The organism is Staphylococcus chromogenes (genome assembly GCF_029024625.1).
Lineage (GTDB): Bacteria > Bacillota > Bacilli > Staphylococcales > Staphylococcaceae > Staphylococcus > Staphylococcus chromogenes.
In genome coordinates, this window is record NZ_CP118953.1 from 2,045,988 (window position 1) to 2,064,475 (window position 18,488).

The window sequence follows — 18,488 nt, forward strand, 5'->3', positions numbered from 1 at the left end:
CAGAATATACCCTAAAATATGTGGGTTCAAACGTTCTGCCTATGCATCAGGCATGGCAGCATCATCTACAAACACTTCTACATTAGGATGTTGATGTAAGATGGAAGCGGGTAAATCCTCTGTGACACGTCCAGATGTTAGTTTTGTCATTGCTTCTTTTTTTGAACTCCCCAGTGCAATTAAAATAATACGTTTCGCTTTCATAATCGACTGTAAACCCATGGAAATCGCTTGTCGCGGAACGTCTTCTTTATTCTCAAAATATCGGCTATTTGCTTCAATTGTACTTTCAGTTAAATCCACACAATGGGTAATACTCTCAAAGTCTGTGCCAGGTTCATTAAATCCAATGTGCCCATTTTGACCAATACCTAGAATTTGAATATCAATTGGACCTTCTTCATCAAGTAAAGCTTCATAATGTTTTGCCTCTTGGGTAATATCTGTAGCGACACCATCTGGAATATGCAGAAAAGATGCCGTAAATTTCGGATAGCGATGAAATAAAATATCATGCATATAATAGTCATAACTCTCTGGATGTGATTTAGGCAATCCGACGTATTCATCAAGATTAAATGTATGCACTTTCGAAACATCCAGTTGATTTTTATTCAGTAATTCCACCAAATAAGCATACATATCAACCATCGTTCCTCCTGTCGCCAAGCCTAAACGACTGTTTGGATGACGTAACATTTGTTGATAGAGTTCAGTAGCAACATAAAATGAAACACGGTCTCGTGTCCCCAAATTTGTAATCTTCAAACAACTCACTCCCTATTTGATACGCACAAGCGCCTATCTTGTACCTCAATGATTTGTTTCTCTCTTTAGTATTACCATACAACGTGAACTCCTTTTACGCCAAACAAATACAGTTAAAATCTCACCGGAGAAATCTCTTTTTGGATTTTACAACATAAAGTGAGCATACATATACAAATTTGTCACATTTTTTAGTAAAATAGACAGATAATCATATCGGGGAGGCAGTGAACGTTTTGCAACTTATCACAGAAGACAAACTCCAATCTTTATTGGATCAATATGCAAACCAACCTGTCTATTTACACGTTGAAACGACTAATGGTGCGTATGCGAGCCATTTCGATCAACGTGTTTTCAATGCAGGTACTTTTTTACGTAATATTCAAGTTAATTATCAGCATGCACAATTAAAAGGTGGCGGCAAAGAACCCTACCGTATCGGTCTAAAATTAGATAATCTCGGTTGGGTCTATGTGCAAGGATTAACCCATTATGAGGTCGATGAGAACGATGCTTTGCTCATCGCAGGGTTTAATTTTGAAGGACAACTTGCGGCTGCACTTGAAATTAGTCGACAAGCTTTTGAAATATAGGAGGCATTTTTATGGCAATGGAACAACATGTATTAGTTATTTTTCCCCATCCAGATGATGAAACTTTTTCGTCAGCGGGTACATTAGCACGATTTGCAAGTGAAGGTGTTCCTGTCACGTACGCCTGCCTGACACTTGGGCAAATGGGACGTAATCTTGGGAATCCTCCTGTTGCAACACGTGAATCTTTGCCTCATATTCGTGAACGCGAATTAGAAAAAGCAGCTGAAGTTATTGGTATTACGCATTTACGTAAAATGGGTTTACGTGACAAAACGGTTGAATTTGAGCCTCACGATGAAATGGATGCCATGGTCCAACAACTCATTGACGAAACACAGCCAACAACGATTATTTCATTTTATCCTGGCTATGCTGTACATCCTGATCACGAAGCGACAGCAGAGGCTGTTGTACGTACGGTTCAACGTCTCCCTGAAGCCAAACGACCAAAATTACAACTTGTCGCATTTAGTAACGATGCCGTTGACGAGCTAGGGGAACCTGATATCGTGAACGACATTTCTGAATATAAAGAACGTAAATTAAAAGCATTTGAAGCCCATCAATCTCAAACGGGCCCATTTTTGGCACAACTTGCGAATCCACAAGGCCAAGCTTCAGGTGCGCCCGCGGATGCAACGGCATTTTTAACACGAGAGACCTTTTGGACGTATCATTTCAACGACACGCCAAAATAAAAAAGATGAGTCAGTAAGAGAAAGTAAAACACTCCTCTCTCTTACTAGAAAGAGCAAATAAAGTGGAGGAAGAAATATGACTGAATTTGATTTATCAACACGAGAAGGTCGTTGGAAACATTTTGGTTCTGTAGACCCTATACCAGGAACAAAACCAACGACGAAAGCTGAAATGACAGACCTTCAAAGTACACATAAAAACTTTTTATTTGAAATAGAAGAAGTCGGAATTAAAAATTTAGTATACCCTGTGTGGATTGATGCCTTTCAAACGGCTGGCAACTTTAGCTTTTCAACAAGTTTGAACAAAGATGAAAAAGGCATTAATATGAGTCGTATATTAGAAGCGGTCGAAGCTGAATACGATAACGGTATTCGCTTAGATTTTGAAACATTGACTCAATTGCTTAACCGTTTAAAATCACACATGAAACAACATAGTGCTGGCGTCGATGTTTCAGGAAAATGGTTTTTCGAACGCCGAAGCCCGGTCACTGATATTAAAGCCCTCGGCCATGCGGATGTCACTTATGGATTAGCAGTTAAAGGGGATACAACGACGCGCAAAGAATTGACTATCGAAGCCGCAGTGACAACGCTATGTCCTTGTTCTAAAGAAATTAGTGAGTACTCTGCGCACAACCAACGTGGTATCATTACGGTGAAAGCGTACATCGATAAAGCAGCGTCACTTACGCAAGACTATAAAGAAATCATTCTAGATGCGATGGAAGCCAATGCAAGCTCTATGCTTTATCCCATCTTAAAACGCCCTGATGAAAAGCGTGTAACTGAACGTGCTTATGAAAACCCACGTTTTGTCGAAGATTTAATTCGTTTAATTGCCGCTGACCTTGTAGAATTAGACTGGTTAGATGGTTTTGATATTGAATGTCGTAATGAAGAATCGATTCACCAACATGATGCATTCGCAAAATTAAAATACCGTAAATAAAAAAACAGCCTGAGTTGAAGGTGCCCTTTTTGGCATCCCTTCACTCAGGCTTTTTCTCTATTTTAAGTGTTCATAAGGACTGTTATTCGCAAATGATAAAATTTGGTCGATAAACAGTTTAGCACGAAGTTGTAACTCATCGTTACTTAAATATAAAGTGCCATCTTCTAACTTGTCATAATCTGAACTGTGCGTCGCAATTTGTGTTGGAACGGCAATGCCTAATAAAGAACGGACAATAATTCTGAGATGAGAAAGCGGTTCGGCACTCACAATGCCGCCACTGTTGTTCACAAGACCCACAGGTTTCATTTTAAAGTCATCCATTGTGAGATAGTCTAATGCGTTTTTGAGACTGCCTGAGAATGACCCATGATAGTTCGGCGTTCCTAAAATAATGAAGTCTGCTTCTCTCGCAAGTGTTTTCAATTGTTCCGCATTATTTTGATAAGCCTCTGGTACAGGATTTTGACCTGAGAAATCCAACATATGCAATGGACGTTCAGCTAAATCAAAAATTTCAACTTCATGATATTGTTCCTCAATTTGTCCTTTTAAATATTGCGCTAGCGCACGTGTATGTGAATTGGGAGTTGCGCTCCCAACGAGAATTAAACCTTTCATAATTTTTTCCACTCCTAGTTTTTTGATTTTTCAATGACATGATAAATAGCTTTCGCAACGCCACTTTGTTCATTCGTATCTGTGACATACGATGCAATGTCTTTTAATTCAGGTAATGCGTTTTCCATGGCGATAGGATAGCCCACCACTTCTAACATTGATTTATCGTTTAAATTGTCTCCGACAGCCATGACATCCTTCATATCAATACCTAATTGGTCCGCTATTGTTCTAACGGCCAGGCCTTTTTGTGCATCGATATGTGTGATTTCAATATTACCACGTGCAGATGAGGAGACCGCCAAGTTTCCACTTTTTTCTAAACGGGCTTTCGCACGAGTTACTTTTTCAAGATCGACATCATGTGCGAGTACTTTCATAATTAACTCTCCAGGAATATCTTCTACTTGGTCATAATTATCGACCACTTTCAAAGACCCCACATCAATACGGTGTTGAATATGTTCACGAATTTTTTCAACATTCGGGGTTTGACCTGCCTGTTTCGCAATATCTAAATAAATCGCTAAATCTCGTTCAGGATCTTCTGTATAAATCCCTAAATTTGTATAGACTTGATAAAAAATATTTTCTTCAGCTAACACATCACGAATGCGTTGATAGAGCTCATGATTTAAATTGGAGGTATGCACAATATCGAAACATTCATCACGTACTTCTGCCCCATTCAAACAAATATAAGGCACTTTTAAGCCTGTGGGTTGGATGGGGTCATTCGCTTCATAAAAAGCGCGTCCTGTCGCAATAACAACAGTAATGCCTTGTTCTTGTGCATATTGAATCGCTTTTACATTTTCCTCTGAAACTTCGTGAGCAGCGTTTAATAATGTCCCATCCATGTCAGTTGCTATTAATTTTACCATCTCATTTACCTCACTCTATTTATGTCCTTGACTACGTTTTAAGTTGGCGCCGTTTTGCTTTGTTCTTATACATTTAACAGAGAATAGATTGCCTAAACGTGTCCTTATTGGAACTTTAATATCCTCTCGCACGAATCAATACGGCGCATAATATGCTTTATATTTTATCAAAATTGCGTTGAATTGTACTCCGATTTGTTTGTCCGCTTCTTTTCTTCCCTCAAGCGCTTAAAAAAGTTTTTCAACAATTGCCCACAAGAATAAGCCAGCACACCTGTGACGAGTGTGACACGATGATTCATTCGAGGATCTTGTATGAGATTCATCAAACTCCCACTACATCCCCCCTTAGGATCTTTTGCGCCATAAACGACAGTGTCAATACGACTCATAACAATGGTGCCAGAACACATGACACATGGCTCAAGTGTCACATACAACGTGCAACCTTCTAATCGCCAAGTCCCCAACTTTTGAGCCGCACGTTCAATCGCGATATGTTCTGCATGCGCCATCGGTAATTGTGCAGTTTCACGTAAATTATAAGCCGTGGCAATGATTTCATCGTCTTTCACTATCACTGCTCCAATCGGAACTTCACCTAATTTTTCGGCTTCACGTGCCGCCTCAATCGCAATCGACATATAAAATTCATGACTTCTCATACAGAAACATCCTAACTTGTGATAAAATTTGTAATACTGATGAAAATAAAAATTGGAGATAGAAACTATGGACAAACCCTTTATAGCTATAGAAGGCCCAATTGGTGTGGGCAAATCTTCGTTAGCGCATAAGTTGAGTCAATCTTATCATTTTTACGAAGCAAAAGAAATTGTAGGCGAGAACCCCTTTTTGTCCGATTTCTATGAAGATATCTCAAAATGGAGTTTTCAAACCGAAATGTTCTTCTTATGTCATCGCTACAAAGATTATCAAGACCTTGAAGTAATGGATCAAGGTATCGTAAGCGACTATCATATTTATAAAAATAAAATTTTCGCACGAAATACGTTGTCAACTTTAGAATTCGATAAATTTTCAAGAATTTTTGATATTTTAACGGAAGATTTAAAGATGCCCGATTATATTGTCTTTTTAGATGCTGACCTTTTTCGTTTGAAAGAGCGCATCAAAACAAGAAATCGAGATTTTGAAGTTCACATTGAAGATGACTATTTGCTCAAATTAAAGGCCGATTATCTTGCATATTATAAATCACTAAAAGCAAACGGACATCACGTCTTACGCATCGATACAACAAATTTAGATTTCGTCAATCATCCAAAAGATTATGACACAATTTTAAAACAAATTAACGAATTAATTGGAGGACAAACTTTTGAATAACTATGGTATCCCCTCAAATGCGGTCATCACGATTGCAGGCACTGTCGGTGTCGGTAAATCGTCGTTGACACAAGCACTTGCGGACAAATTAAACTTTAAAACATCTTTTGAAAATGTAGATCACAATCCCTATTTAGATAAATTTTACGACGATTTCACACGTTGGAGTTTCCACCTTCAAATCTACTTCTTAGCAGAGCGTTTTAAAGAACAAAAACGCATGTTTGAATATGGCGGTGGCTTCATACAGGACCGTTCAATTTACGAAGATGTCGATATCTTTGCCAAGATGCATGAAGAACAAGGCACTATGACACCGGAAGATTTTGAAACGTATTCTAATCTTTTCAACGCAATGGTTATGACACCGTATTTCCCTAAACCTGACGTTTTAATTTATTTAGAATCGGACTATAAAAGTGTGTTAAATCGCATTCATTCACGTGGGCGCGAAATGGAAATGAATACGGATCCTGAATATTGGAAAAAATTGTTTGCGCGCTATGATGCATGGATTAATCAGTTTAACGCGTGTCCCGTCGTACGCGTCAACATCAATGAGTATGATTTATACGAAGACCCAGATTCTATCGATGCCGTTCTTGAAAAAGTCGGTCACATTATTCAAACGCATCGCCAAGTCGATCAACGAAAATAATCAGCAAACCCATTGAACGTTCATGTTCAATGGGTTTTATTTTAATATAGTTGGAAGTTCTGTGACATCATTGATAATCACGTTTGCCTCTTGAAAAGTTGCTTGAGACCCTAATCCTGTTTTGACCCCTATCGTTTGTTTGGCATTGACATTTTTCCCCGTCAACATATCATTATCTGTGTCGCCAACAAAAATGAGAGACTTTCCTTGAACGCCTCTCTCCCATAACGGCTGTAAAATACGGGGATCCGGCTTTTCAAAATTATCCCCGTTGGTTGAAATCACGATATCAAACAACGGCTCAAAATGTGTTTTATCAAAAAAATGTTGCATCCCCTTACGATTATCACTCGTTAAAATACCTAAACGATAGCCTTCTGATTTTAAGGTGTGAAGCATCGATTCAATCCCTTCAATAACATTGACTTCAGGTTCTCGTGTATCAATCAATGCTTGGCTCTTTTGCGCTGTATAATGCAAAGTATCCTCATCAGTAGATTCATTAAAAACTGCGACCATATCCTCTAACGTCCCTGAAGCCATGATACTTCCCGGTTGAAAGGCCTCACCCTCGATGCCTAGCCGTTTTTTAACCTCTGCGCTCGCTTCAATTTGAAAATGATCACAGACCGCTTCGACTAATTGAATCCCTATTTTCACCCAACTTTCATCAAAATGAATTAATGTTCCGTCTTTATCAAATATAATCCAAATGTCTTCTGACATATTAGCACCTCCTATTTGATGATAAAAAATACAAAAGACAATATTCACACATGTTTCTCTTTAAAATTTAGTCTCCTTATCACTAATGTTCTATATTCGTATCAAAAAGTTAAAAATTAAGACTTCAATAGGAGAAATATTAGTATTGATTATTGTCATTTTAGATAGGGAAACCACTAAAAACGTTTCAAGTAAATATGAAGATATCAGAATAACCAGATATTGAAGTAATAATTATTACATCGAAAAATAAACTAAGAGACAATGAAAGTATTTATGGACTATTTAAAGAGAAGCACACGTCTCTTCAGAGCTATATTTCTTAGTCGTCACGAAATCAAGCATATATAGTTTAGTTACGGTAAAACAAATATGTTTAATCAATGATTAACTATATTTTGAGGTGATTGCAACAGAATCACTAATAATCCTATAAGAATATAATTTATCTATTACCTCTTTTTCATTTAATGACAGTTGTTTGATTACGTGACTACTTATATCTTTTGCCATTCTTTCAATAGGGAGGGAAACACTGGAAAGTTGAGGAGTTAAAATTTTGCATATATCATGATTGTCAGTTCCAATTAAAAACACTTCATTTCCTAGAACCCTAAAAATCCCTGCTGAAACGTAATCATTGCCAGTATATATTCCTTGTATTTCTTTATGACTTTCTCGGATTTTCATACCAATCTTTATACCATCATCAATAGTAAACGCTGATGAAAAAATGTATTCTTCTTTAAAATTTATTTTATTTTCTAAAAGAGCTTCTTTATATCCTTCTAACCGCAATTTTTGAGCGCCATTAAAAGGATTGTCAATGCATATTGCAATATTATTTATCCCCTTTTTTATTAAGTATTCAGTAGCATCTTTTCCTATATTAAACTCATCAAAATGAAAATTAGATATACTCTTAGTTTGATTAGTATCATTACTAGATATAATCAACCCATATTTAGAGTATTCTTCAATAATATCAACTTGATTTTCTACTGAACACAAAATGACTGCGTCAATTTCATTTTTCTTTAATGATATCAATACTTCTTCTTCTTTATTTGGTGAACAAAATGTCTGATGAATAAATGATTTATAACCATCTTCATAAAAATTTTTGGTTAATTCATATGAAACTTTAGAAAAAAAGGGGTGATCAATATAAGGTATTGAAATACCGATTGACTTAGTAGTTCTATTTCTAAAATATGTAGCAATGTTATTAGGAACATAATTATTTTCTTCAATGTATTGTAGGACTCTTTTTCTTTTCTCCTCATTAACATATGGATGATTATTTAATATCCTAGACACAGTAGATTTTGAAACATTGCACGCTTTAGCGACATCAAAAATATCCATTTATTCCCCTCCAGAAAAAAACTCTATTGACATGGGAATGTTCCCATAATTTAAGATAAGTTTATCATAATCAAGGCGGTGTAGCTATGACATTAAAATCTAGTAGTATTTTTAATTTTCGCAATAATATTCAAGAGTTAAAAAAACACTCTGAAATCCATGCAAACAAATTTCTTTGTAGTGAAATCAACAACACAAAACAAACCTTGTCAGTGAATAGGGATGTTCAAAACGTAGAGTTCATGCCAGTAAATCGTTTGATAAGAGAAGATGAGACAGAGAAAATCATGAATGTATTAAAAAATTTTTTACCTACTGGAAAATATACAAGTGGCAAATATATTGATGAATTTGAACAGTACCTTTCTGAGTATCTATCCATTAATCATGTAATTGCATTATCTAGTGGAACTGCAGCTTTAACAATTGGATTACTCTCTCTAGGAGTAACGGCGGGTGATGAAGTTATTCTACCTTCAAATAGTTTTGCAGCAACAGAAAATGCTGTTGTATCTATAGGAGCCACGCCTGTTTATGCTGATGTCAAAGACGACTTTACTATTTGTCCTACATCAATTAAAAACCTGATCACCTCAAAGACAAAAGCTATTTTACCTGTTCATTTATATGGTCGTTTTTGCAATATGTTAAAAATTAAAGAGATAGCTTTAGAATATGACATTAAAGTAATTGAGGATGCCTGTCAGGGAATTGGCTTAGAAGAGGTAGGAATGCATTCTGATTTAGCTGCATTGAGTTTTAATCCGTATAAAAATTTAGGTGTTTGCGGTAAAGCGGGAGCTATAATAACTAATAATGCCGAATTAGATTATAAATGTAGATTAATTAGTTATCACGGATTTGACTTAAAAGAAAAAAACAAGAAAATCATCGATTTTGGTTTTAATTCAAAAATTGATAACACACAAGCACTAATAGGAATTGTTAGAATGGAATATTTAACCTTTAATCAGTACAGAAGACTAAAAATTGCAGAAAAATATAATCAAAAATTAAGCGATATGGAAAATATTATTCTTCCTACATTTGATGATAAATCTGTGTGGCATCTATACCCTATCAGAATCAAAAATAACAAGAGAGACTTTGTAAAATCAGAACTTGAAAAAGTTGGCATTCAATCCGAGATATATTATCCATACTTAAGCCACGAACAAATAACTTACAAGAAAATAATTTCGCTTCCAAACACCGAAAAAATACACAAAGAATTATTATGTTTACCTTTATATCCTGATTTGACGAATGAAGAACAAGAATATGTTATTAGCAATTTAAGAACGATACTGGAGGGATTAAGGTGACAAGAAATTTAATATTATTTGACTTTGATGAAACGTATTACAAACATAATACTAATCAAACTGATATATATTATTTAAAAGAAATGGAAGAATTATTACAGAAAATTTCTGCTAATAATAATGCTATTACGGCGATTTTAACAGGAAGTACTATAGAGAATGTACTTGAAAAAATGCTAAAAGCTGGTATGTCATATAAACCAAAACATATTTTTTCCGACTTAAGTTCTAAAATGTACACATGGAATAACTACGAATATATAGAATCGGATGAATATAAAAAAGAAGTATTAACTGAAACATTTCTATTAGAAGATATATTAGATATATTAAATTATATTTCTTTTAAACATAAAGTGGAGTTTATACAACAAAGAGATTTTCGCGAAAAAGAAACACTGTACAATTTTTATTTTTATTCTTCAGGAGATACTAATTTAGATAAAGCAATCTTAAAAGATCTTATCCAGTATTCTGAAACAAGAAATTATACTGCGAGGTTTAATCGTTGTAATCCTTTAGCGGGAGACCCAGAAAACGCTTACGATATTGATTTTACTCCTAAAAATGCTGGAAAGTTATATGCAACAAAATTTTTGATGCGTAAGTATAGTATTCCTCGAAAATCAATTGTTGGTTTTGGGGATAGTGGGAACGATGAAGAGTTCTTACAATACTTAGACCATGCATTTATTATGTCTAACAGTAAAGATGAGGAAATGAAAAGCAAATTTAAAAACACAAAATATCCTTACTACAAAGGTATATTTACACATGTCAGAGAATTCATAGGTGATAAAAATGATTAATTATGGAATTATTGGTACAGGCGGTATTGCTAAAATACACGCTGAAATTATAAAAGACCTCCCTAATGCATACCTTTTTGGTGCCCATGATATAGTTGAAGATAATTTAGAAAATTTTTGCTTAAAATTTAATACGACTCCATTTGAAGATATTCATTCTATGTTAGAAAAAGTGGACATTGCTGTCATATGCTCGCCAAACTTTTGTCATGTAGATCATATTGTTAAATCTTTAAATCATAATTGTGATGTATTATGTGAAAAGCCGTTAACCAGTAATCTTACTGAAACAAATATAATAAGACACTATAATAATATTCAAAACATAAAAAGTATAAACCTAAATTATAGAAACTTGACTGTTGTTAAAAAGATTATGGATCTAATAAAGGATGATAAAATAGGTGAAATTATATCTATTCATATGGCATTTCTAAAAAATAGTGCTTATAGAAGAAAAACTTTTACTTGGAGAGACGATGGAAGTTCAAAATTAAGTAGTGGTGCCTTAGGAGATTTGGGGGTTCATCTTCTCGATTTAGCGACTTATATTACTGACAGTAATGTAAAGGTAGAAACAATTAAAACTAAAATGATGACTAAAGTAAAGCAAAAAAGTGATAATAGAGTACAAGTTGATGATCATTCAGAAACATTTTTTATGACTAGTAACGGTCAATATATTCATATAGAGACTTCTAAAGCTTGTGATGAAGATTTATGTGGTTTCTACATTTCTATTTCAGGTCGTAATGGTGAAATCAAATTTTCCTCAAAAAATGGTGGAGTAGTTACTGTGAATAACGATGGTATTCAAGAGATAGTCCAATTAGATGAGAGAACATACATTGATCCAGAAAATGAATTCTACGGGTGGAAAGATAGCTTTTATCATACACATATAAAATTTTTAGAGGCTATCAAAAATAGAAAAGAAACATCAATCTCAACTTTTGAGGATGGTTTGAGAGCCCAAGAAGTTTTAGAGCACTGTATTAATAGCCACCAACAAAAACAGTATATCGAATTCAAATGAGTAAATCCCATGTTCTTTATTTTTCTTTAATGTATTTTCTCATTGGTATGATACACACTTTTGTCGGTTCATTTAACCAATTCTTAAAAATAGAGCTAAATATGAATCAATCAGATGTATCAAATTTAATCAGTATTCAATTCATAACATTTATGGCTGGAGTGTTTCACTCAATTTTCTTAGTTAATAAAGATATTAAGAAATTTTTTAAAATAACACACCTATCCATTCTATTAATCGCTTCTGTTTTCCTTATTTCTGAGTATTACTTAATTGTATATCTGGTTGTAGCTATATTAGGTTTTTGCGCTGGATTTATCGAATCTTCTATTGCATCATATATTTTTAATACTAAATTTGAATCTGCCAAAACTTTTGGTTATATAGAATCATTTTTTGCAATAGGCTCATTTCTGCTCCCTATGATTGTGAAGATATTTGAATATCATTCAGATACAAAATACGCTATTATCTTTATACTCATAATGAATATCATTTCATTTTTTATTCTCTATTCAATAGAGTTTGAATTAAGTAGTAGCGATAGATATAAGATACCAAGGCCTTCTTTTAATAAAAAGTCAATGCTAGTTATAATTATTCTTACATGGTGTTTCTTTTATATTAGTATAGAAACGAATTTTTCAAATTTACTGCCATATATCAACTTAGTTTCTGATAAATTTAGCTATATTACTGTAAGTATATTTTGGATTGGAATAATTATAGGACGGTTTTTATATACGTTAATATTGCCAATAATTAGATTCAGGCTTGAAACATTGCTATTGGCTTATACAGTAATCTCCCTTTTTCTATATATTATGTTGATATATTTGAATACCCAAGATGAAATCAGGTTAATAATTCTATTTTTACTCACTCTATTTTTAGCACCCATGTTCCCTTTAGGTGCTAGTATCATTAATCAACATAGTAACAATAAGAGTTTATTTACTAGTATTTTTATCGCTGTAGCAGGATGTGGTGGTGCAATTGGAGCAGTGATTATAAAAACAGCTTTATCCATTCATATCCCTGTATATCTATCTATTTTATTAATATTAATTACTTGCTTATTTTTAAATACTATAATTTTAAAAACAAGCAAGTGAAATCCTATTTATTAATAGAGAAATCACATCGAAGTAACCACTTTTACTGAAGTGATTTACAAAAGTGTAACCTAATAATACACAAAATAGTAATTGAATGTTCATTTCGCTTTATCTTTTAGTGTATGAGAAGTTTTTACTTTTTGAATAAAAGAGCGGATAAAAAATAGTTATTTCGGCTCTTTGTAAACATCGATTGGTAAAGATATAATGTACTAAGTTGCAAATTTTTGTTGCTTAGTATGGTTTTAATATTCACTCATGTATAATCTTGAAATGATTGATTACATCACAAAAGAACTAGGAAGCCTATCATATTATAGCTTCCTAGCTTTTCTTTTATTACAAATTAATATTTCGGTACAACGACTCTCCAACCATATGGATCTTCGAGTTTACCGCTTTGGATACCTGTATAGTTGTCATACAACTCTTGCGTAATAGGTCCTGTTTGGTTGTCATTAATGATAATTTTTTCATCTTTGAATTGTAGTTCGCCCACTGGAGAAATTACAGCTGCTGTTCCTGTGCCAAAGACTTCTTGAAGGCGTCCTTCTTTATGGTATTGATACAGTTCATCAATAGCTACGCGGCGTTCTTCAACTTCATAGCCTAAAGATTGCGCAAGTTCTAGAACAGTTTTACGTGTGATGCCTGGTAAAATACTGCCGTTTAATTCAGGCGTCACAACTTTACCGTCAATGACGAAGAAAATGTTCATACTGCCCACTTCTTCGACATATTTTTGTTCTACCCCATCTAACCATAAAACTTGGTCAAAGCCTTCTGCATTGGCATTAGATTGTGCTAATAAACTCGCGGCATAGTTTCCAGCGACTTTCGCATAACCCACACCACCACGGACTGCGCGTACGTATTCATCTTCTACGTATATCTTTGTTGGACTTAAGGAATCTCCTCCATAATAAGAACCTGATGGCGATAAAATAATGAGTAAGCGATATTCATGTGAAGGATGCACACCTAAACCTTCTTGTGTCGCATATACGAATGGACGTATGTATAACGATTGTCCTTCACCTTCTGGTACCCAGTCACGTTCGACATCAATGAGTTGCTTAAGTCCTTCTAGTAGTAAGGATTCGTCTAATTGTGGCATTTTTAAGCGATCTAACGATAAATTAATACGCTTAAAGTTTTCCTCAGGTCTAAATAATACAACTTCATCGCCGTGCTTGTATGCTTTTAACCCCTCAAATACTGATTGGCCATAGTGGATACATTGGGCTGCCGGTGCAAGTTCGATTGGACCATAAGGAATAATCTTTAAGTCGTGCCATCCTTTATCTTGGGAATACTCAAAGCTAAGCATATAATCCGTAAAAACTTTACCAAATGTAAGTGAGGACTGATCTGGCTTTTCTTTAAGTTGGTCTCGTTGTTGAAATTGAATCTTTTCTGACATGATTATTCCTCCTATTTGACTGTAATACATGCATTATATCAATGCATTTACGACAATTCAATAAGTTTTCCGAAAATTAGCATTAATCTGATTTTTAGAAAACGCTTTCATATTTTTTTGATGATGTAAATCTAACTCCACTCCCAATGATTCATTATACAAAGTTTAAAGGGGTTATGAAAATAATTCGAATATATGAAAAAGAGACATGCCCGTCACATGTCTCTTCACGCATCTATGATATTATGAGATTTTGCTCATTCTCTTGATTAAGCTTTATGTGTTTCTTTTTCTTGAATCGCCTCTAACATACGTGCTGTCATCGCTTTAAGGTCATATTTCGGGTTGAAGCCCCATTCACCACGTGCACAGCTTGTATCGATGCTATCTGGCCAACTTTCAGCGATACCTTGGCGCACTGGATCCACATCATAATCTAATGTAAAGTTAGGCATATGTTCTTGAATTGCTTCTTTCACCATTTCAGGTTCAATGCTCATCGCACTTAAGTTATACGCATTGCGGTGAATTAATTTTCCGCTATCGGCTTCCATTAATTGGATAATGGCATCAATCGCATCATCCATAAACATCATATCCATATATGTGTCTTTGGCAATATAGCTTGTATAACGCCCTTCACGTACAGCTTTGAAGTAAATATCAACTGCATAGTCTGTTGTACCGCCACCTGGTTCTTTCACATAAGAAATCAATCCTGGAAAACGAACGCTACGTGTATCCACACCAAATTTCGTGAAATAGTAGTCACATAACAATTCGCCTGACACTTTGTTCACCCCATACATTGTGTTTGGACGTTGAATTGTCACTTGTGGCGTATTCTTTTTCGGTGTATTTGGGCCAAATGCGCCGATAGAACTTGGAGTAAAGAATTGTAAATGATGTTTACGCGCAACTTCGAGTGCATTCACTAATCCACCCATATTTAAATGCCATGCGAGTAATGGCTTTTGTTCTGCTGTTGCTGATAACAGAGCCGCCATATGCATCATTGTGTCCGGTTGGAATTGTGCTACCAATTGTTCCATTTTATCCGCATCAGTAACATCTAAAATTTCAAAAGGCCCTTCAGCCACAATAGAACCTTCTTCTGGCTCACGAATATCTGTTGCTAATACATTTTCATTCCCATAAATTTCACGACACTTCGCGACAAGCTCTGTTCCAATTTGTCCTAATGCACCTGTTATAAAAATCTTTTTCATAAATACTCATTCTCCTCATTGTCTTTTCGAGACGGACATACGTCTTTTCTAAATAGTCATTTTCTTGTTTTACAGGGTAATTATATCATTTAAGCGCTTTCTTGTACATCGTGAAAAAACAAAAAAGACGTGGTTAAGCGCAATATTTCTCATAGAGAGTAAACAAAACCCTCTAAATTTTTCTTAGAATGGTTGCTGAATAAATATTGAGAAACGTTGTTTGAGAAATAATCTACAAAAAAACTGCCTACAAAATGCATAGTTTTGTAGACAGTTTGAAGCATTGTGTTTTAACATAGCTTCAGTTTATTATTGAATTACGCCGAGTTCTTTACCTACGCGCTCGTAAACTTCTAATGCTTGATCTAACATTTCTTTCGTATGCGCTGCTGTAGGCATATTTCTCACGCGCCCTGTACCACGTGGCACTGTTGGGAAGACGATTGATTTTACATAAACGCCTTCATCCATTAAACGCTTACTAAATTCTTGTGTTTTCTTTTCATCACCAATAATGACAGGTGTGATTGGTGTTTCTGAGTCACCAATATCAAATCCTAATTTTGATAAACCTTCTTTAAGGTATTTCGCATTATCCCAAAGTTTATCGTGTAACTCTGTTGAAGCCATTAATTTATTCACAGCTTCTGTAATGGCTTTTGTATCTCCAGGAGCTAATGATGTTGAGAATAAAAATGGACGAGATTGCACTTTTAGCCAATCGATTAATTGTTGTGTTCCGGCAACGTAACCACCTACGACACCAATTGCTTTAGATAATGTTCCGATTTGGAAATCGATTTTATCTTGTAAACCAAAATGTTTTACAGTTCCTGCACCTTTACCCATTACACCTGAGCCGTGGGCATCGTCGACGTAAATCATAATACCTAAAGGTTCACAAATTTCTACAATTTCAGGTAACTTAGCAACATCGCCATCCATACTGAAGACACCATCAGTAATGTACATCACTTTATTGTATTCCCTAGATTCTACAGCTTCTTTAGCTTTTTGACGTAAATCATCCATATCTGAATGTTTTACACGAATAATTTTAGCTTTAGATAAACGGCAACCGTCAATAATAGACGCATGGTTTAATTCATCAGATAAAATTGCATCATTTTTATTCATCACTGCAGAGATAGCAGCCATGTTACAGTTAAATCCTGATTGATAAGCAATTGCTGCTTCTGTACCTTTAAATTTAGCTAATGTTTGCTCAAGTTCATCATGCAAATCTAAAGTTCCGTTAATTGTACGGACTGCACCTGCGCCCACCCCATGAGAGTCAATTGCACTTTTCGCTGCTTTTTTAAGATCGTCGTTTGTTGCTAATCCTAAGTAGTTGTTTGATGATAAGTTGATATATTTTTTGCCTTTGATTTGAATTTCAGGACCATTGGCACCTTCGATTGAATCAATTTCATTGTATAGGCCGTTGTCTTTTAAATAGTTAATGTTTTCTTCCAAAAACGCATTTAACTTTTGAACCATGTTCATTCCCCTTTCAAATATAAATCATCTTTATCATACCCTATTTTGAACAAACTTCAAAGCATGTGTATAATATAAAGACAACTATTTAATTAAGGAGAGATCGCTTTGACGGATTGGTTCCAACTTGCGCGTGAAAAAGAAACTCAAATGATAGAAACACGTCGCTATTTACATCAATACCCTGAAGTTTCATTTTTTGAGAAGCACACGCATGCTTACATTTTACAACGTCTTGAACAACTCGATTTTGATATAAAGGCTCCCGTAGGTCAAAACGGGATTATTGCGACAATTTCTGGCGCTACGAGTGGACCGACCATTGCGTTACGTGCTGATTTTGATGCACTTCCTATTGAAGATTTAAAAGAGGTGCCTTATCGCTCTAAAGTTCCAGGTGTCATGCACGCCTGTGGTCATGATGGCCACACAGCCATTTTATTGACGGTAGCAGAACTCTTGCATGAGTATCAGTCAAAACTCAAAGGGACGGTCGTACTCATATTTCAATATGGAGAAGAAGTCACTCCCGGCGGTGCGCAAGAGATGATTGCAGATAATGCGTTAATGGGGGTCGACAAAATATATGGCAATCATTTATGGAGTGGTTATCCAACTGGCACGATCCATACGCGGTCAGGTCCGATGATGGCGCAACCTGATGAATTTAATATTCAAATTCACGGTAAAGGTGGACATGGCGCAAAGCCACATGAAACGATAGATCCTGTCGTCATATTAGCTGAATTTATTTTAAGCACGCAAAAAATTGTTTCAAGAACGATAGATCCTGTAAAACAAGCCGTCATTTCTTTTGGTAAAATCCAAGCAGGCGAAGCTGATAATGTGATTCCGGATACGGCTATATGTCGTGGTACTGTTCGTACGTTTGAACCAGAAGTTCAAAATCATATTTATCATAAGATGGATAAGTTATTGCAAGGGTTGGCACTTGCCAATGATATTACGTATGAATTTGACTATACTAAAGGCTATCTTCCTGTATATAATCATGCAGCTTCAGCTGAGGTGGTGAAACAAGCCGCTAACCAATTGAATTTTAGGTATCAAGATTCAGACTTAATGATGGTCGGTGAAGACTTTTCATTCTATCTTAAAGCACGTCCTGGTGCCTTTTTCTTCACAGGATGTGGCAATCCAGAAAAAAATAGTGAGTGGCCACATCATAGTCCTCATTTTGATATTGATGAATCAGCGATGAAATATGCAGTGAGTACGTTTATGAAAATTTTAGAGCTTGAACATGTTATATAAATAGGGCTCTTTATAAAATAGGACTAATCACATTAAGGAGTTAGGCAATTACGGATTGCAAAACTCCTTTTTTCGTTGTAGGAACTTAAAGACTTAGCCATTGATGGCTATTTTAATAACACTTAACTCCGTTAAACAGTTTT

19 protein-coding genes are annotated in these 18,488 nt (G+C 35.1%); 10 read left to right on the forward strand and 9 right to left on the reverse strand.

The annotated features are described in order from the left end of the window. Window positions 1-39 precede the first annotated feature (39 nt). The gene (gene nagB / locus PYW36_RS10010; RefSeq protein WP_037572858.1) at window positions 40-768 is read right to left on the reverse strand and encodes a glucosamine-6-phosphate deaminase; all 729 of its coding nucleotides are present in this window, start codon (window positions 766-768) and stop codon (window positions 40-42) included. A 236-nt stretch (window positions 769-1,004) separates the two neighbouring features. Between nagB and PYW36_RS10015 the strand changes: the two genes are divergently transcribed. From PYW36_RS10015 to folE2, 3 genes are all read left to right on the forward strand, one after another. Beyond that, complete coding sequence (locus tag PYW36_RS10015; protein WP_037572861.1) at window positions 1,005-1,364, forward strand: YojF family protein; 360 nt, start codon at window positions 1,005-1,007, stop codon at window positions 1,362-1,364. An 11-nt stretch (window positions 1,365-1,375) separates the two neighbouring features. Next, a complete protein-coding gene (gene bshB2, locus PYW36_RS10020) occupies window positions 1,376-2,065 on the forward strand; it encodes a bacillithiol biosynthesis deacetylase BshB2 (RefSeq protein ID WP_103159302.1) in 690 nt (229 codons plus the stop codon). Window positions 2,066-2,141: 76 nt separating this feature from the next. Next, a complete protein-coding gene (folE2, locus tag PYW36_RS10025) occupies window positions 2,142-3,020 on the forward strand; it encodes a GTP cyclohydrolase FolE2 (protein WP_103159301.1) in 879 nt (292 codons plus the stop codon). A gap of 57 nt (window positions 3,021-3,077) precedes the next feature. On the opposite strand, the gene PYW36_RS10030 is transcribed toward folE2, so the two are convergent. The 3 genes from PYW36_RS10030 to tadA form a co-directional block, all read right to left on the reverse strand. Beyond that, window positions 3,078-3,644, reverse strand: a complete 567-nt coding sequence (locus PYW36_RS10030; RefSeq protein WP_103159300.1) for an NADPH-dependent FMN reductase — start codon at window positions 3,642-3,644, stop codon at window positions 3,078-3,080. A gap of 14 nt (window positions 3,645-3,658) precedes the next feature. Beyond that, entirely contained in the window at window positions 3,659-4,528 is an 870-nt protein-coding gene (locus PYW36_RS10035) for a Cof-type HAD-IIB family hydrolase (RefSeq protein WP_103159299.1), read from the reverse strand. Window positions 4,529-4,695: 167 nt separating this feature from the next. Then, window positions 4,696-5,193 carry a tRNA adenosine(34) deaminase TadA gene (gene tadA / locus PYW36_RS10040; protein ID WP_037572877.1) on the reverse strand — a complete coding sequence of 166 codons (498 nt, stop codon included), beginning with the start codon at window positions 5,191-5,193 and terminating at the stop codon, window positions 4,696-4,698. A gap of 67 nt (window positions 5,194-5,260) precedes the next feature. Between tadA and PYW36_RS10045 the strand changes: the two genes are divergently transcribed. Together PYW36_RS10045 and PYW36_RS10050 are read left to right on the forward strand one after the other, a co-directional pair. Next, window positions 5,261-5,878, forward strand: coding sequence for a deoxynucleoside kinase (locus PYW36_RS10045; protein ID WP_103159298.1), 618 nt, complete (start codon window positions 5,261-5,263; stop codon window positions 5,876-5,878). Then, window positions 5,871-6,536 carry a deoxynucleoside kinase gene (locus PYW36_RS10050; RefSeq protein ID WP_103159297.1) on the forward strand — a complete coding sequence of 222 codons (666 nt, stop codon included), beginning with the start codon at window positions 5,871-5,873 and terminating at the stop codon, window positions 6,534-6,536. The genes PYW36_RS10045 and PYW36_RS10050 overlap by 8 nt, the downstream gene beginning before the upstream one ends. Before the next feature lie 36 nt (window positions 6,537-6,572). Here the strand turns inward: PYW36_RS10050 and PYW36_RS10055 are convergent, their stop codons facing one another. After that, window positions 6,573-7,262 (reverse strand): HAD family hydrolase, encoded by a 690-nt coding sequence (locus PYW36_RS10055; RefSeq protein WP_103159296.1) that lies wholly within the window; start codon window positions 7,260-7,262, stop codon window positions 6,573-6,575. 387 nt (window positions 7,263-7,649) lie between these two features. After that, entirely contained in the window at window positions 7,650-8,630 is a 981-nt protein-coding gene (locus tag PYW36_RS10060) for a LacI family DNA-binding transcriptional regulator (RefSeq protein ID WP_037572892.1), read from the reverse strand. A gap of 86 nt (window positions 8,631-8,716) precedes the next feature. Here PYW36_RS10060 and PYW36_RS10065 point away from each other — a divergent pair, with 86 nt between their 5' ends. Genes PYW36_RS10065 through PYW36_RS10080 form a run of 4 tightly spaced genes read left to right on the forward strand, consistent with a single transcriptional unit; the run spans window position 8,717 to window position 12,915 of the window. Then, entirely contained in the window at window positions 8,717-9,955 is a 1,239-nt protein-coding gene (locus PYW36_RS10065; protein WP_037572894.1) for a DegT/DnrJ/EryC1/StrS family aminotransferase, read from the forward strand. Beyond that, window positions 9,952-10,764 carry an HAD-IIB family hydrolase gene (locus tag PYW36_RS10070; RefSeq protein WP_037572897.1) on the forward strand — a complete coding sequence of 271 codons (813 nt, stop codon included), beginning with the start codon at window positions 9,952-9,954 and terminating at the stop codon, window positions 10,762-10,764. Before PYW36_RS10065 ends, PYW36_RS10070 begins: the two co-directional genes overlap by 4 nt. Continuing rightward, window positions 10,757-11,800: a Gfo/Idh/MocA family protein gene (locus PYW36_RS10075; protein WP_103159664.1), complete on the forward strand. Its 1,044-nt coding sequence runs from the start codon at window positions 10,757-10,759 to the stop codon at window positions 11,798-11,800. The genes PYW36_RS10070 and PYW36_RS10075 overlap by 8 nt, the downstream gene beginning before the upstream one ends. A 29-nt stretch (window positions 11,801-11,829) precedes the next feature. Then, complete coding sequence (locus tag PYW36_RS10080) at window positions 11,830-12,915, forward strand: MFS transporter (RefSeq protein ID WP_259336263.1); 1,086 nt, start codon at window positions 11,830-11,832, stop codon at window positions 12,913-12,915. 349 nt (window positions 12,916-13,264) lie between these two features. Here PYW36_RS10080 and PYW36_RS10085 read toward each other — a convergent pair whose 3' ends face one another. From PYW36_RS10085 to PYW36_RS10095, 3 genes are all read right to left on the reverse strand, one after another. Beyond that, a complete protein-coding gene (locus tag PYW36_RS10085) occupies window positions 13,265-14,341 on the reverse strand; it encodes a branched-chain amino acid aminotransferase (RefSeq protein WP_037572903.1) in 1,077 nt (358 codons plus the stop codon). A gap of 269 nt (window positions 14,342-14,610) precedes the next feature. Further along, window positions 14,611-15,570, reverse strand: a complete 960-nt coding sequence (locus PYW36_RS10090) for an L-threonine 3-dehydrogenase (RefSeq protein WP_103158760.1) — start codon at window positions 15,568-15,570, stop codon at window positions 14,611-14,613. A gap of 309 nt (window positions 15,571-15,879) precedes the next feature. After that, the gene (locus PYW36_RS10095; protein WP_103158761.1) at window positions 15,880-17,070 is read right to left on the reverse strand and encodes a glycine C-acetyltransferase; all 1,191 of its coding nucleotides are present in this window, start codon (window positions 17,068-17,070) and stop codon (window positions 15,880-15,882) included. Window positions 17,071-17,178: 108 nt separating this feature from the next. On the opposite strand from PYW36_RS10095, the gene PYW36_RS10100 reads away from it, so the two are divergent. Continuing rightward, window positions 17,179-18,345: a M20 family metallopeptidase gene (locus tag PYW36_RS10100; protein WP_103158762.1), complete on the forward strand. Its 1,167-nt coding sequence runs from the start codon at window positions 17,179-17,181 to the stop codon at window positions 18,343-18,345. Window positions 18,346-18,488 lie beyond the last annotated feature (143 nt).